This window comes from Actinophytocola oryzae (assembly GCF_004364325.1).
Lineage (GTDB): Bacteria > Actinomycetota > Actinomycetes > Mycobacteriales > Pseudonocardiaceae > Actinophytocola > Actinophytocola oryzae.
The window spans coordinates 759632-774436 of record NZ_SOCP01000004.1; the positions used below are offsets into that span (position 1 = coordinate 759632).

General features: G+C 70.5%; 16 protein-coding genes. 14 read left to right on the forward strand and 2 right to left on the reverse strand.

Going from position 1 to position 14805, the window contains the following annotated elements; all coding sequences use genetic code 11:
• Nucleotides 1-71 precede the first annotated feature (71 nt).
• Genes CLV71_RS14545 through CLV71_RS14610 form a run of 14 tightly spaced genes read left to right on the forward strand, consistent with a single transcriptional unit; the run spans nucleotide 72 to nucleotide 13469 of the window.
• The gene (locus CLV71_RS14545) at nucleotides 72-872 is read left to right on the forward strand and encodes an ABC transporter ATP-binding protein (RefSeq protein WP_133903213.1); all 801 of its coding nucleotides are present in this window, start codon (nucleotides 72-74) and stop codon (nucleotides 870-872) included.
• A gap of 15 nt (nucleotides 873-887) precedes the next feature.
• The gene (locus tag CLV71_RS14550; protein WP_133903214.1) at nucleotides 888-1436 is read left to right on the forward strand and encodes an SRPBCC domain-containing protein; all 549 of its coding nucleotides are present in this window, start codon (nucleotides 888-890) and stop codon (nucleotides 1434-1436) included.
• Nucleotides 1420-2274 carry an HpcH/HpaI aldolase family protein gene (locus CLV71_RS14555; protein ID WP_133903215.1) on the forward strand — a complete coding sequence of 285 codons (855 nt, stop codon included), beginning with the start codon at nucleotides 1420-1422 and terminating at the stop codon, nucleotides 2272-2274. Before CLV71_RS14550 ends, CLV71_RS14555 begins: the two co-directional genes overlap by 17 nt.
• A gap of 28 nt (nucleotides 2275-2302) precedes the next feature.
• A complete protein-coding gene (locus CLV71_RS14560; protein WP_133903216.1) occupies nucleotides 2303-3346 on the forward strand; it encodes an amidohydrolase family protein in 1044 nt (347 codons plus the stop codon).
• Nucleotides 3343-4986 (forward strand): thiamine pyrophosphate-binding protein, encoded by a 1644-nt coding sequence (locus tag CLV71_RS14565; RefSeq protein ID WP_133903217.1) that lies wholly within the window; start codon nucleotides 3343-3345, stop codon nucleotides 4984-4986. The genes CLV71_RS14560 and CLV71_RS14565 overlap by 4 nt, the downstream gene beginning before the upstream one ends.
• A complete protein-coding gene (locus CLV71_RS14570) occupies nucleotides 4983-5906 on the forward strand; it encodes a substrate-binding domain-containing protein (protein ID WP_133903218.1) in 924 nt (307 codons plus the stop codon). The genes CLV71_RS14565 and CLV71_RS14570 overlap by 4 nt, the downstream gene beginning before the upstream one ends.
• Entirely contained in the window at nucleotides 5903-7057 is a 1155-nt protein-coding gene (locus tag CLV71_RS14575; protein WP_133903219.1) for a DUF3500 domain-containing protein, read from the forward strand. Before CLV71_RS14570 ends, CLV71_RS14575 begins: the two co-directional genes overlap by 4 nt.
• Entirely contained in the window at nucleotides 7054-7899 is an 846-nt protein-coding gene (locus CLV71_RS14580; protein WP_133903220.1) for a substrate-binding domain-containing protein, read from the forward strand. The genes CLV71_RS14575 and CLV71_RS14580 overlap by 4 nt, the downstream gene beginning before the upstream one ends.
• Before the next feature lie 26 nt (nucleotides 7900-7925).
• Nucleotides 7926-8906 (forward strand): substrate-binding domain-containing protein, encoded by a 981-nt coding sequence (locus CLV71_RS14585; RefSeq protein WP_133903221.1) that lies wholly within the window; start codon nucleotides 7926-7928, stop codon nucleotides 8904-8906.
• Nucleotides 8907-8929: 23 nt separating this feature from the next.
• On the forward strand, nucleotides 8930-9784 hold the full coding sequence (locus CLV71_RS14590) for an amidohydrolase family protein (RefSeq protein ID WP_133903222.1): 855 nt from the start codon (nucleotides 8930-8932) through the stop codon (nucleotides 9782-9784).
• A gap of 5 nt (nucleotides 9785-9789) precedes the next feature.
• Nucleotides 9790-10446: a GntR family transcriptional regulator gene (locus CLV71_RS14595; RefSeq protein WP_133903223.1), complete on the forward strand. Its 657-nt coding sequence runs from the start codon at nucleotides 9790-9792 to the stop codon at nucleotides 10444-10446.
• Nucleotides 10446-11468, forward strand: a complete 1023-nt coding sequence (locus CLV71_RS14600; protein WP_133903224.1) for an ABC transporter substrate-binding protein — start codon at nucleotides 10446-10448, stop codon at nucleotides 11466-11468. Before CLV71_RS14595 ends, CLV71_RS14600 begins: the two co-directional genes overlap by 1 nt.
• Nucleotides 11469-11496: 28 nt before the next feature.
• A complete protein-coding gene (locus CLV71_RS14605) occupies nucleotides 11497-12348 on the forward strand; it encodes an ABC transporter permease (RefSeq protein ID WP_133903225.1) in 852 nt (283 codons plus the stop codon).
• Nucleotides 12345-13469 carry a lactonase family protein gene (locus tag CLV71_RS14610; protein ID WP_133903226.1) on the forward strand — a complete coding sequence of 375 codons (1125 nt, stop codon included), beginning with the start codon at nucleotides 12345-12347 and terminating at the stop codon, nucleotides 13467-13469. Before CLV71_RS14605 ends, CLV71_RS14610 begins: the two co-directional genes overlap by 4 nt.
• Before the next feature lie 39 nt (nucleotides 13470-13508).
• On the opposite strand, the gene CLV71_RS14615 is transcribed toward CLV71_RS14610, so the two are convergent.
• Complete coding sequence (locus CLV71_RS14615) at nucleotides 13509-14192, reverse strand: DUF3159 domain-containing protein (protein ID WP_133903227.1); 684 nt, start codon at nucleotides 14190-14192, stop codon at nucleotides 13509-13511.
• A gap of 365 nt (nucleotides 14193-14557) precedes the next feature.
• On the reverse strand, nucleotides 14558-14805 hold a 248-nt coding region (locus tag CLV71_RS14620), incomplete at its 5' end, for a hypothetical protein (RefSeq protein WP_208297550.1).

The window sequence follows — 14805 nt, forward strand, 5'->3', positions numbered from 1 at the left end:
GCGAAGTGGCGATGTTACGGTCGTGCTGAAGTTGTTGGACAATCTGTTTGGCGGAATACGGGGAGACGAAGGTGTCGACCAACGAGCGTGACCTCGGGCCGGACGCACTCCGCTTCGAGAACGTGACCCTGGAGTTCCCCGGCGCGCACCAACCGGCCATCGAGGACATCTCGCTCCGGGTCGCGCGGCGCAGGTTCGTCGCCGTGATCGGGCCCAGCGGGTGCGGCAAGAGCACGATCCTCAACCTGGCCGCCGGCCTGCTGGCGCCGACCCGGGGCGGGGTCTACTTCGACGGCGAGCCCGTCACCGCGGTCAACTCCCACGCGGCGTACGTGACCCAGAAGGCGAACCTGTTGCCGTGGCTCAGTGTCCGGTCGAACATCGGCCTGGCGCTGAAGTTCCGCAACGTGCCGAGGCGGGAACGCGACGAGCGCATCGCCCACTGGATCAAGGTCGTGGGCCTCACCGGCTTCGAGGACCACTACCCCCGCGAGCTGTCCGGCGGCATGCAGAAACGCTGCTCGATCGCGCGGGCGCTCATCTACGACCCGTCCATCGTGCTCATGGACGAGCCGTTCGGCCCGCTCGACGCCATCACCAGGCTCAAGCTGCAGCAGGAGCTGCTCAACCTGTGGGAGGAGCAGCAGGGCACGCTCGTGTTCGTCACCCACGACCTCAACGAGGCCATCTACCTCGCCGACGAGGTCGTCGTGATGTCCAGGGGACCCGGCACGGTACGCCGTGTGCTGCAGGTCCCCTTCGAACGCCCGCGCAACATCGGCACACTCGTCGAGTCGCGCGAGTTCTCCGAGATATACAACGATCTCTGGAGTCTCTTCAAGTCGGAGATCGACCTGTCCGACGCCGTGTGAGGAAGGGCCGCCGCGTTGATAACGATCACGGAGGAGATCTCCGTCCCGAGCCCGCCGGCCCGGGTCTGGGAGGTCGTCTCGAACCCATCGGACGTCGTGTCGTGCATCAGCGGCGCCGAACTCGGCGCGGCCCACGACGACGGGTCCTTCGACGGCTCCCTGGTGGTCCGGTTCGGTGCGCTCCGAGTCCGGTTCGCCGCCCGGATCTCCCTGACGCTGAACGAGTTCGAGGGACGCCTGTCGGCCCGTGGCGGCGACGGGCAGGGCGCCACCCGCTTCCACGGTGGGGCCACCTTCCGCGTGCTCGAGGACGCCGGCGGCACGCGGGTGGTCATGACCGGCGAGATCGTCCTCTCCGGCAGGCTCGCCTCGCTGGTCGAGTCGGGGGCGGGCGCCGTCGTGGCCAGGATGACGAAGGACTTCGCGGCGAAGCTGGTCGAGAAGTGCGCGGGTCCCACCCCACCACCCCGGGTGGGTTGGCTGTCCCGGTGCCGCACGTGGCTGCGCCGGGTACTGCGTCGCACAGAACCGATGGAGGAGGTCGGCAGTGGCACGGCTCAATAGCGTGATCGGCGCGCTGGAGACGGGACAGCACGCCTTCGCGTCCTTCGTGGCACCCGATCCCGCCGCCGCACTGGAGTTCGCCACCACCGACTACGACGGCCTGGTGTTCGAGGCCGAGCACAAACCCTGGGACGTCCCCGCACTCCGCGACAGCCTGCAGTACCTTTTGGACAGACGACGGATCTTCGACGCGACCAGCGTGGCGCCCTCGGTCACCCCGCTGGTCCGGATCCCGGCCAACGGCGGCGAAAAGTCGCAGTGGCACGCCAAGCAGGCGCTCGACCTCGGTGCGTACGGCATCGTGTGGCCGCACATCTCCCGGGTCGACGAGGCGTACAACGCGGTCGCGGCCTGCCGCTACCCCCGGCTTCCCGACCGGCCCCGCTTCGAGCCCGCAGGCCTGCGCGGTGACAGCCCGGCCGCCGCCGCCCGCTACTGGGGCGTGACGAACGCCGAGTACTACGCCAAGAGCGACGTCTGGCCACTCGACCCGAACGGGGAGATCCTGGTGGCGCTCATGATCGAGGACCAGCTCGGCATCGAGAACCTGCCCGACATCCTCGACCAGGTGCCGGGCATCGGCCTGGTCGTCGTCGGCGAGGGCGACATGAGCCAGGAACTGGGCGTGCCACGACAGTACGACCACCCGCGCATGCTCGAGTGCAAGCGCCGCATCCTCGACGTCTGCGCCGCGCGCGGAGTCGCCGTGGGTCACCCGCACGTGACGGCCGACAACGTCAAACAGGTCCTGGCCGACGGCTACCGCTTCCTGATGACCATGCCGGTGCGCGGCTATCCGGGCCTCGAACTGGGCCGGACCCTGACCGGCCGCGACTGACACCCGCCAAACCTTCGGGAGATCCCGCATGCTCATCGACTGTCACGGCCACTTCACCACGGCCCCACCCGCGCTCGGGCGGTGGCGCGAACGGCAGATCCGCGCCTTCGAGGAGTCGGGCGCCCGGGTGCCCGCCGCCGAACTCCACATCAGCGACGACGAGATCAGGACCGCCATCGAGCAGGGACAGCTCAGGCTCCAGCAGGAGCGCGGCATCGACGTGGCACTGTTCTCGCCAGGGGCGGGAAAGATGGCCCACCACTTCGGCGACGAGCAGACCAGTCTCGTGTGGTCCGAGGTCAGCAACAACCTGATCAGCCGGGTGTGTGAGCTGTTCCCCGGCCGGTTCGTCGGCGTGTGCCAGCTTCCCCAGTCACCCGGCGACGCGTTGGCGTCGTCCGTGCATCGCAGCGCCGCCGAGCTACAGCGTTGCGTCGAGGAGCTGGGGTTCGTCGGCTGCCTGCTCAACCCGGACCCGTCAGACGGCTTCTGGCAGGCGCCGCCGCTGACCGACCGCGTCTACTACCCGCTCTACGAGAAGATGGTCGAGCTGGACGTCCCCGCGATGGTCCACGTCGCGATGTCCCGCAACCCCGCGCTGCAGGGCACGTGCGCGCACTACCTCAACGGTGACACCGCGGTGTTCATGCAGCTGTGCCAGTCGGACCTGTTCACGGACTTCCCGACGCTGAAACTGATCCTGCCCCACGGCGGTGGCGCGGTTCCCTACCACTGGGGCCGGTACCGGGGGTTCGTGCAGGACCGCGGTCGGCCACCACTGGAGGAATCGTTGCTGGGCAACGTCTTCTTCGACACCTGCGTGTACCACCAGCGCGGGATGCAGCTGCTGGTCGACGTGATTCCCGCGCAGAACATCCTCTTCGCCTCGGAGATGATCGGCGCCGTCCGCGGCGTGGACCCGGAGACCGGGCACGGGTTCGACGACACGCGCCACCTCCTCGACTCCATCGACACGCTCACCGACGCCGACCGGGAAGCGGTGTACGGCGGCAACGCGCTGCGGGTGTTCGGGCGGCTCGCCACCGTGCTCGCGGAAGGGGCCCGGCGGTGAAGGTCCACGAGGCTCTGGCCCAGGCGTTCGTCAGCGAGGGCACCACCGACGTGTTCGGCATGATGGGCGACGCCAACATGCACTGGATGAACGGCCTCGCCCGGCGCGGGGTGCGGCTGTTCGAGGTGCGCCACGAGGGCTCCGGCCTCGGCATGGCCGACGGCTGGGCGCGGACCGCCGGCCGGCCGGGTGTGGTGACCACGACCAGCGGGCCCGGCGTCGCGCAGCTGGCCACCTCGATGATCGTGGCGAGCCGGGCACGCACCCCGCTCGTGGCGTTCTGCGGCGAGACGGCCTGGGGCGACCAGGAGGCCGTGCAGTACCTCGACCAGCGCCGGTTCGCGGCGGCCGTCGAGTGCGAGTTCGTCCACCTGTCCCGGCCCGATCTCGCCAACGAGGTCGTGCAGCGGGCCTTCTACCTCGCCCGCACGCAGTCGCGGCCGGTGATGATCAGCGCGCCCATCGACGTCCAGCAGCAGGACGTCGAGGACCCCGGGCCCTACCTGGCCTCGACCGAGCTGATCACCACCTCCCGGCTGGTGCCCGACCCGGCCCGCATCGAGCAGGCGGCGGGCATCGTCGCGGCGAGCAAGCGTGTGGTGGTCATCGCCGGGCGCGGTGCGCGGAGGTCCGGAGCGGGCGAGGCGATCCTGCGCCTGCAGGAGCAGACCGGCGCGTTGCTCGCCACCACACTGCAGGCGAAGAACTGGCTGTGCGACCGCACCGAGTACCACGTGGGGATCTCGGGGCTGTTCGGCAGCAGGGTGGCGATGGAGCTGCTCCAGGAGGCCGACTGCGTGCTCGCGGTGGGCGCGAGCCTGAACCACTACACCACCGAACACGGTTACCTGTTCCCCGACGCGCGGTACGTGCAGATCGACACCGCCCCGCACCTGGTCATGGGTAACGGAAGGGCCGCGGACTGCTACGTCCAGGCGGACGCGCGCTCCGCCCTCGACGAGCTGTCCGCCGCGCTGTCCGTACGGGTCGAGGGCTTCCACACCGACGACGTGCGCCGCAGGCTGACCGCCGCGCTCCAGCCGCCGGAGCAGTACGAGAGCGAGCCCGGCCGGCTGGACCCGCGCGAGGCCATCCACGTCCTGGACGCGGCGCTGCCGGGGGAGATCGGGCTGGTGCTCGGCAGCGGCCACCAGACCGACTTCGGCACCATGCTCTTCCAGCGCTCCCGGGACGTCCTGTCGAACTACGGCATGTTCGGCGCCATCGGCCAGGCCCCGCTGCTGACCATCGGCGCCATCGTCGCCAACGGGGGCCGCCCCGCCTTCGTGGTGGAGGGCGACGCCAGCTTCCTCATGCACCTGTCGGAGTTCGAGACCGCCTGTCGCTACGACCTGCCGATCCTCGTGGTCGTCATGAATGACGAGGGGCTCGGCGCCGAGTACCACAAGTCGAAGGCCAAGGGCCTGGACCCGGACCTCGCGCTGATCCCCACGCCCGAGCTGGGCGCCGTGGCACAGGCACTCGGCGGCGGTGGCGCGACCGTCCGCGATGTCGCCGAGCTGCGGGCCGCGCTGGCGGAGTACGTACGTGCTCCGCGGCCCACCGTGATCGACGTCCGCATCACCAGGAACGTCCTGAGCGTCCCCTACCGCCGCCTGCAGTACGGGGAGGACGTGTGACGACCGCGCTGTCGATCCTGCTCGGCAACTACCCGCACACCCGGCCGCTGAAGGACGGCACGATCCCCGTCCAGGGCGTGGACTGCCGGTTCGGGACGGCGACCCCGCTCTACCCGGCGTTCGCCCGAATGGTCAGGACCCTGGACTACGACGTCTGCGAGCTGGCGCTGGCCACGTACTTCCAGGCCCGCGAGGCAGGCGTGCCGGTCACCCTGCTGCCGGTCGTGATGGTCGGGAACACCCACCACCAGTCCCTCACCCGCCTGGCCGACGGCCCGCCGATCGCGCCGCGAGACCTCGTGGGCGAACGGGTCGGGGTGCGTGCCTACAGCCAGACGACCGGCCTGTGGGTACGCGGCATCCTGGCCGAGGACCACGGCGTCGCACCGTCGGACGTCACCTGGGTGACCACGGAGGAACCGCACGTCGCGCAGTACCGGGAGCCCGCCAACGTCCACCGGTCCGACCGGACGACGGTCGCCGATCTCCTGCGCGAGCGCGAGGTGACCGCCGCGGTTCTCGGCCCCCTCGCGCTCCGCACACAGCACGTCGAACTCGTCCCCGTCATCGAGGACGCCCACGCCGCCGGGCAGGCGTGGCTGGCACGCCACGGCACGATCCCGGTCAACCACCTGGTCGTTGTGCGTGACGACGTCCTCCGTTCCGCTCCCGAGGCGGTGACCGCGTTCTACCGGGCCATGTGCGAGTCGATCGCGGTCACCGCGGGGGAACGCGACGACTCACCGGCCGGGCGGGTGGTCGCCGCCGGCTGGACCGACGAACTGCGCACGGCCCTGCGGATCGCGGCGGGCTATGCACTCGAACAGGAGGTCGTGCGCTCACCGGTCGACGTCGACCGGATCGAGGAGGAGACCGCCTTCCTCGGCACCGCACCGGTTTCCGAGGCGGGCCGGCCGTGACCGGACTTCGCCACCGCCCCAGCGCACCCACCCGGCCGCCGGAGGTGTGGACACCCGAGCTGCTCGAGAAGGTCGAGTGGCGCAGGCGTGCGGCGGCCGAGCCGTTCCGCGGCGTCGCCGGCTCCGAAGGCCTCCGGCCCGGCCTGTTTCCCTTGCGTGCCACCGGTGTCGACGTCACCGGCATGCGTGGTGCGGCCGAGGACTACCTCGCCGCACTCACACCCGGCGAACTGGCCGACGGCCGCCTGTCGATGGACGACGTGACGTGGCGGCACTGGGCCAACGGCGCGCGGTACTTCCTGCGCCACGGCCTGTGTCTCGAGGACCTCGACGAGACCAGGCGGCGGCTGGCGCTGCGGATCGTCCGCGAGAGCCTCAGCGACGCCGGCTTCGCGCAGGTCCTCGACCTCATGCACCTCAACCTGACGATCGGGGAGCTACGCGGCGAGGAGGACCTGCTCAACGAGTGGCTGTACTGGTTCACCGTCTACGGCGAACCCGAACGGGGCGGTCCGTGGGGCTGGCAGCTCGACGGCCACCACGTGAACGTCAACTGTGTCGTCGTCGGTGACCGGATGGTGCTCACCCCGACGTTCCTCGGCGCGGAGCCGGTGGTCGCCAAGTCGGGGAAGTACGCGGGCACGGTCGCGTTCCGGCGCGAGGAGGCGGTCGGCGAGGAGCTGTTCACCAGCCTGACCACACGCCAGCGCGGCAGGGCGACGATCGCCGACGAGCTGCCGCCCGACCTGTTCGTCGGCGCCTTCCGCGACAACTTCGAGCTGAACTACGAGGGCCTGCCGTTCGGCGAGCTGACACCGGGACAGCGGGCGACCGCGGCCGAACTGCTCGGCCTGTACGTCAACCGCGCCGGGGCGGGACATGCCCGCGTCCGGATGGCCGAGGTCCTCGCCCACGAGCCGGAGACGTACTTCGCCTGGATCGGGGAGCCCGACGGAGTCTTCTACTACCGCGTGCACAGCCCGGTGATCCTCGTCGAGTTCGAGCACCAGGCCGGCGTGATGTTCGACAACGACGTGCCGTCGCGGCGGCACATCCACACCGTGGTCCGCACCCCGAACGGCAACGACTACGGCGTCGACCTGCTGCGCCAGCACCACGAGCGCTTCCACCACAGGAGGAGTCAGGCATGAGGTTGGTAGTGGGCCGCGACGACCTCGCGGCAGCGGCGACCAAGGCGGCCGAAGCGTCCGGAGCCGAACTGGAACGGCTCGACGTGCGCCCGGTGCACAAGGCGTCCCGCGGCTTCGTGAACGACGCGGACGTGGACATCGCCGAGCTGGCGATCGTGACGCTGCTGCAGGCCGTCGCCCACGACAGGCCGGTGGTGCTGCTGCCGGTCACCACCCTGGCCCGCGCCCAGCACCAGACCCTGGTGACCATGGACGGGCTGTCGGTGGCGGACGTGGCGGGCAGGACCGTCGGCGTCCGGTCCTGGAGCCAGACCACCGGGGTGTGGCTGCGTGGCTTCCTCACCGAGCAGTACGGCGTGGACCTGCGCGAGGTGGACTGGACCGTCTACGAGCCGGGGCACGTCGACGCCCACGAGGACCCGGCCTGGGTCCGGCGCGCACCGGAAGGGGCCCGCCTCCAGGACGACTTCCTGGCGGGGCGGCTCGACTTCGGGATCATGGGCAACGAACTCCCCGACGACCCACGCATCCGCACCGCCATCCCCGAGGCGCACGACGTCGCCGCGGAGTGGTCGGCACGCACCGGGTTCACCCCCGTCAACCACGTCATCGGCGTGACCGTCGCCACCGCGCGCGAACACTCCTCGGCCGTCTGCGCCGTCTACGACGCGTTGCGGGAACTGACCGACCCCGTGGGCTTCGACGCCCTGCGCGACCCGGTCACGCTCGCCGCCGCGTACGCGCTCGAACAGGAGGTGCTGCCCCGGCCGGTCGACTTCGACGAGCTGGTCGCCGCGTCCTGTGCCGCCCTCGACGTGCCCGTGTCGCGACTCGCGCACTGAGCGGCAACCCGAACGAAAGGCAGAACATGGACACGCTGTCGGTGGTCCTCGGCGAGTACCCGCACGGGCGGGCACTGCTCGACGGCCGCGTCACGGTCGACGGGTACGAGACCGAACCGGTGCACGTCACCCCGGTCATCGGCGCCTACCGCCGCATGATCAGGGACCTGGAGTTCGACGTCTGCGAGCTGGCGCCGGTCTCCTACCTCATGGCCAGGCAGGCCGGTGTGCCGCTCACCGCCGTACCAGTGTTCCTCAACCGGCGTTTCCACCACGGCGACGTCCAGTGCGCCGAGGGCTCGGGCATCCGCGTCCCCGCCGACCTGGAGGGCCGCCGGGTCGGCGTCCGCGCCTACACCGTCAGCACCGGTGTCTGGGTGCGGGGAGTGCTCCGGAACGAGTACGGCGTGGACGTCGGCAGGATCACCTGGGTGGTGGACGACGACGACCACGTCGAGGGACACACCCCGGCCAATGTGGAGCGCGTCACCGACGGCCGCTCGCTGGGTGAGCTGCTGCGTGCGGGCGACCTCGACGCCGCGTTCACCGGCAACGCGGGCACCGGCCGGGCAGGCGCGCCACGAGCCGACTGGGCGGCGACGACCGACCAGCCGACCGCCGGCGGCGAGCCGTACGCGCTCTTCCGCGACGCCGAGGTGCTGGGCCTCGACTGGTACCTGCGAACCGGGATCTACCCGCTCCACTCGCTGGTCGCGTTGCGGTCCGAACTGGTCGACCGTGACCCGGACCTGCCGACCGCGCTCTACGCCGCACTGGCCGAGAGCAAACGGCGGCAGCTCGCCGAGGATCCCGAATGGACACAGCAGCCACGGCTGGGCAGGCAGGCCCGGCAACTCGGCGGTGACCCCGTCCCGTACGGCGTCGGCGCGAACAAGGTGAGCCTGAGCGCGATCGTGCGGTACTCCCAGGAGCAGGGCCTGCTCGACGCGGACTTCCCCACCGATCCAGGACAGCTCTTCGCCACCGGCGACTACCCGGACGCCTGAGACCCCGAGAAACGGACGCCATTGTGGACATCATCGACACGCACTGCCACATCATCTCGGCGGACCTCGCCGCCTACCCACGCGCGCCGATCGGTGGCAAGCAGTCGGACTGGGCCACCTCCAGGCCGGTCACCGCGGCGGACATGGTCGCGGGCATGGACGAGGCAGGCATCCGCCAGGCCGTGCTCGTCCAGGCCACCACGGCCTACGGCTACGACAACTCCTACGTCCTGGACAGCCGCGGCCACTGGCCGGACCGTTTCGTCGCCGTGGGCACGTTCGACCCGCTGCGGCCCGACGCGGGCGCGCGGCTCCTGGAGTCGGTCGGCGGCGGCCTGGCCGGGGTGCGGCTGTTCACCAGCGGGAGCACGGTACCCACGCAGGGCGAGTGGTTCGCCGCACCCGAGACCCACGACTTCTGGCGCACGGCCGAGGAAGCGGGCGTCACCGTCTGCCTCCAGATGCGGCTGGGACCGGCGACCAAGCACCTGTTGGCGGTCCTCGAACAGTTCCCGGGGGTGACCGTGCTCCTCGACCACCTGGGCTACCCGGACATCGCCGCGTCACCGGGACGCGCGGGGGAGGAGCTGGCGGACCTGGCGAAGAACCCGGGCCTGCGCCTGAAGCTCACCCACCGCAACCTCGAACGCCTGCGGGACGCGGGGGAGAGGTCGGTCGAGTTCCTCCAGCCCGTGGTCGAGGCGTTCGGCGCCGACCGGATCGCCTGGGGATCCAACCTCCCGGCGGCCGAGCAGTCGCTGCCGGAGCTCGTGGAGCTGGCGCGGACCGTCCTGGCCGTGCTCCCGGAACGGGCGCGGGCCGACATCTTCGCCGGCACTGCCCGGCGGCTCTACCCCGGCCTCGGCGTGGTCAGGTAGTCGCCATGACCGAGGTCAACAACAGCAGCCCCACCCGGCACGCCCAGGCGTACGAGGAACTCCGCGCCCTGCTCCTGTCGGGCAGTATCGAACCGAACACGCGGCTCACCGAGGCCGACCTGACCAGCAGGTTCAACGTCTCGCGCAGCACGATGCGCGCGGTCCTCGTGCACCTGACGCAGGAGGGCTACGTCACCAGCGAGGTCAACCGCGGCGTCAGGACACGCAGCTTCACGCCGGAAGAGGCCAAGGACATCCTGGAGGCGCGCGAGACCCTGGAGTCCGCGCTGGCCGGGAAGGCCGCCGAGCGGGCGACCGAGGACGAGATCGGCGAGCTGCGCGTCACGCTGGACGCGATGGCGGACGCACAGGCACGTGGCGACCAGGCCGCGTACTCGCGGGGAAACCGCCTCTTCCACCAGCAGGTCAAGGCGGCCGCCCACCAGCAGACCCTGGCCCGCGCGTACGACACCCTGCTGTACCCGCTCGTCATGCGCCAGTACCGCAACCTCACCGCGCACCACCCCAGGGCGGGCTCGTTCGAGGAACACCAGGCCATCCTGCTCGCCATCGTCACGCGCAACCCCGAAGCGGCCATCGCCGCGATGCGCCACCACGTGGCCGCCGCGCGGCACGCACTCGTACTCGACAGGAGCACCTGATGACACCTCGTGGGATTCGCCGCGCACTGGCGTTGACGACCGCCGTGGCGCTCGGCTCGGCCGTCCTGACCGCGTGCGGCGACAGCTCGAGCGCCGAGCCGAACGGCACGGTCACCGTCGGCGTCGCGGGCAACATCTTCGACATGCCGTTCCGCGTGGCGGAGGCCAACGGCTACTTCACGAAGCAGGGCCTGCGGATCAAGTACGTGACCGTGACCGCGGCCACCGGTCCCTCCGCCCTCGAGTCGGGTTCGGTGCAGTTCCTCAACGAGAGCCCGACCGGCTTCCTGTCCGCGCTCGGCAAGCACCTCCCTCACGTGGCGATCGCCCAGGACGGCGGCGGGAACCCGCTCGGCCTCATCGTCAGCACGACGTTCGCGAAGGACCACGGGTTGACCTCCGACAGCCCGGCCGCGAAGGTCGCCAAGGCCCTCGCAGGCTCGACGGGCGGCTCCAGCTCGGCCAACACCCAGGCCGAGGCGGGCCTGTTCCTGAAGGCGTACGACGTCGATCCCGCCGGGGTGAAGTGGGTGTCCCTGCCGAGCCCTGCCGCCGACAAGACCGCGATGAAGAGCGGTCAGATCGACTGGTTCGTCACCTCGGAGCCCACTCCGCTGGCCATCCAGGACTCCGGCGACGGTGTCGTGGTGGCCGACCCGATCAAGGTTCCGGCGTGGTCGGCGGCGCAGGCGGGCTACGGCCAGGTCGTGGTCGCCAACAGCAGGTTCCTCAGCGAGCACGCCGACGTCGCCGGGAAGGTCGCCACGGCGGTGGCGCAGGCGACCGCCTACATGTACGCGAACCTCGACTCCGAGTCGGTGCAGACCGTGGCACGCAAGGCGTTGCCGGGTGTGCCTGCCGAGGTGGTCAAGGCCAGCCTGGAGCAGGTCGAGTGGCCGAAGGACGCCGCGATGTCCACAGCGGACTGGGACAGGACGCTGAAGTTCATCGAATCGCTCGGCGTGATGAAGCAGGCGCCCACGATCGGCTCCGACAACTGGACCAACGACTACCTGTCGTGAGACGGCCGTGACGTGGAAGGAGCGGACAATGGTGACTGCTACCGACACCCCGGCGGTCGAGGCGCAGGCCGCGACCGGGAGGAAGCCCGGCCGCCGGTGGGGCACACCGGGCGTGGTGGCGATGCGTCTCGCGGTGATCGCGCTCTGCCTGGTCCTGTGGCAGGTGATGAGCGGACCGGTGGTGCCGGAGTACGCGGTCAGCAAACCCACCGAGGTGTGGGAGGCGCTACGCGGGTTGCTCGGCTCCTCGACCGGGTGGATCGACATCAGGACGACGTCGTTCGAGGTCGCGGTCGGGTTCGGCGTCGGTGTGGTGGTCGGCACGGTGCTGGGGCTGGTGCTCGGCTCGTTCCCGTTGGCGGGCCGGGTGATGGAGCCCCTGGTCGCGGCCGTCAACGGTGTCCCCAAGATCGCGCTCGCGCCGCTGTTCGTGCTGTTCTTCGGGATCGGCTCCTGGTCGAAGATCTACATCGCCGCCACCGGCGTGGCCTTCGTGGTCTTCTACAACATCTACCTCGGCCTGCGGCTGCGGGAACGCGAGCTGGTGGAGATCATCGAGGTGATGGGCGGCCGCAGGCACCACGTGCTCAGCTACGTCACGATTCCCACCCTGGCGGCGCCGTTCTTCGCCGCGCTGAAGGCCGGTGGCCCGCTGGCCATCCTCGGCGTGATCGGCGGGGAGTTCATCGCCTCGTCCGAGGGAGTGGGGCACGAGCTGTTCACCGCGGCCATGAACCTCGACGCCGCGAGCGAGTTCGCCGGTCTCATCGTCCTGATGGCGATCACGCTGATCCTCAACGGCGTGCTGACCCAGCTCGACATGTTCGCACTCAGGCGCCTCGGCCTCGCCACGCGCCGTTCGTCCAGGAGCCGCTCATGACCGAGAACCCCTCCCGCAGAACGATTCTGGGCGCACTCGCGGCCGTGCCGGTACTCGCGGGCGCGTCGGGCGCCGTCCCGTCGCGGGACCTCGTCCACATCGGCACGTGGAAGGGCCAGAACGTCCACGGCGCCTGGTTCGACCCGGTCCGCGGCGACCTGACCCCGATCGGCCCGGTGGGCGTGGCCGACGCGGACTGGTCGGTGCCGCACCCGACGCTGCCGATCCTCTACGTGGCAACGCTGGAGGAAGACGGTGTCGTCTACACCTTCCGCGTCGACCGGCAGACCGGCACCCTGACGAAGACCGGCGAGGTGGCGACCGGCGGCGCGGGCATGGGCGGGGGCGGCGTGTCGTTCATCGCCGTGGACCGGCCGTCGAGCACCCTCCTGGTGGCCAACTTCGAAGCCGGCCTCACGGCGGCGCTGCCGATCTCGCGGACCGGCGTGCTGGGCCCGCCGACGTCCGTCGCGCAGGACACCGGCTCCGGCCCCAACCCGCGACAGAACGGCCCACACCCGCACCACGTGGCGGTCGACCCGACCGGACGTTTCGTCCTGGTCGCGGACTTCGGTGCCGACCAGGTGTTCGTCCACCCCTTCCACCGCGCGACCCGCACCCTGTCCGTCGGCGGTTCCTACCGCACGGCGCCGGGTTCTGGCCCACGACGTGTCGCCTTCCACCCCGACGGCCGTACCGTCTACCTCCTGAACGAGCTGACCGCGGACCTCCAGACCCTCCGCTGGCACCCGGAAGGCGGCCTGACACACCGCCAGACGCTGCCCACCAACGCGCCGGACCACACAGGCACGACAAGCGCCTCGGACCTGGCGGTAGCCGGTCGCTTCGTCTACACGGGCAACCGCGGCGAGAACTCCCTTGTCGTCCACGCCATCGACCCACGCACGCACCTGCTCCGCCCGATCCAGCGGGTGCCCTGCGCTGGCGTGACCCCGTGGAGCTTCTCCGTCCACCCGAACGGCCACTGGCTGCTCGTCGCCAACGAGGCGAGCAACACCGTCAACGTCTTCGGCATCGACCGGGCCACGGGAAGGCTCACCGACACCGGCAGGTCCATCCCCGTCCCGAACCCGGACTCCATCACGTTCTGCCGCAGGTGACCACCCGCACGACTCCGCCGCCACCGTGCCGACGCCCGGTCACACGCTCGGCTCGGTCGGGTCTGTCTCGCGACCGGTCGTCCCGGCGGACATGGCGTCGAGGGCATGCGCGGTGCGTGGGTTCTCGCGGAGGATTCGCCAGCACAGGTAGGCGCAGACGCCGCCCGCGGGTGCGCCGCCCAGCAGTGTGGCGGCGATGCCGAGCGGGATCACCGTTCCGGCAAGGTACAGCGGCACCAGTACCGCGGTGGCGACGGCGAACTTGGCCAGGAACACCGCCGTGCACACCTGATAACGCCGCAGCCGCGGGGGATCGTGTCGCCAGGTGGGCCGTTCGCCGCGCACTGTGCTCATCAGCAGTCCGACGACCGGCCATCGCACCAGCAGGGACACCAGGAACAGCACGCCGCCCGCTGCCTGCAGGAGGACCGAGGTGAGGTAGAAGTCGACCGCCTGACCGGTACTCCCGGCCAGCAGTGCGGACACCCCGACCACGACCAACCCGATCGCCGGCTGCCAGGCCTTGCCGCCGGTGCACACCCGCACCACGGCCAACGCGATCCCGCCGCCTGCCGCGATTAGTGCCGAGGTCGGCACCTGTCCGGTGAGCAGGTAGGTGACGAGGAACAGCGCCCTCGACAGGACGCACTCGGCGGCCGTGCGCCAACCGCCGACCGCGCTGAACAACGACAGCGACTTCTGCGTCAGCATGGCGAGGCTCACGTGCTCGCCTCCGCGTCAGGCGGGCAACTGCCGCGGCGCATCGTGTTCCCGTGAGCGCCGATCACCTCGAGCCGGCCTTCGGACCGGCGGTTGCGATCGTGATCGTGTCAGCCACTGAATCTCCCACTCGCATGGACATCAGCTCTGTTACCGAACCCTGGTCACAGTCCACCGCGACGCTCGGCAGATGGCACAACGCCATGCCGCACAAGCGCCAATTTCACTCGAACGAGTCCGAAACGCCGATCGCGGAGGGCACGCACCTACTGGTGCGTCAAGTGTTCCTGTGTGTCCGAACTCCCTCACATCGCACTGAAGGCCGCCACGCGGGGTGGCGGCCTTCGGTGGTGGTGCGGTGTGGCGTGTTACTTCTTCTTGGCGGCGGGGGTGCGTTTGGCCGCGCTGGTGGTCTTCTTCGCGGGGGTGGCTTTCGCCGCTGTCGCGGTCTTGGCTGGGGTGGTCTTGCGTGCCGTGGTCTTGGCCGTGGTCGCCTTGGCGGTGGTCGCCTTGGCGGCGGTGGGGGCCTTCTTGGCGGTGGCGGCCTTGGCCGGTGTGGCCTTCGCGGTGGTGGTCTTGGCCGTGGTGGTGCGGGTCGTGGCCGGTTTCGCGGCAG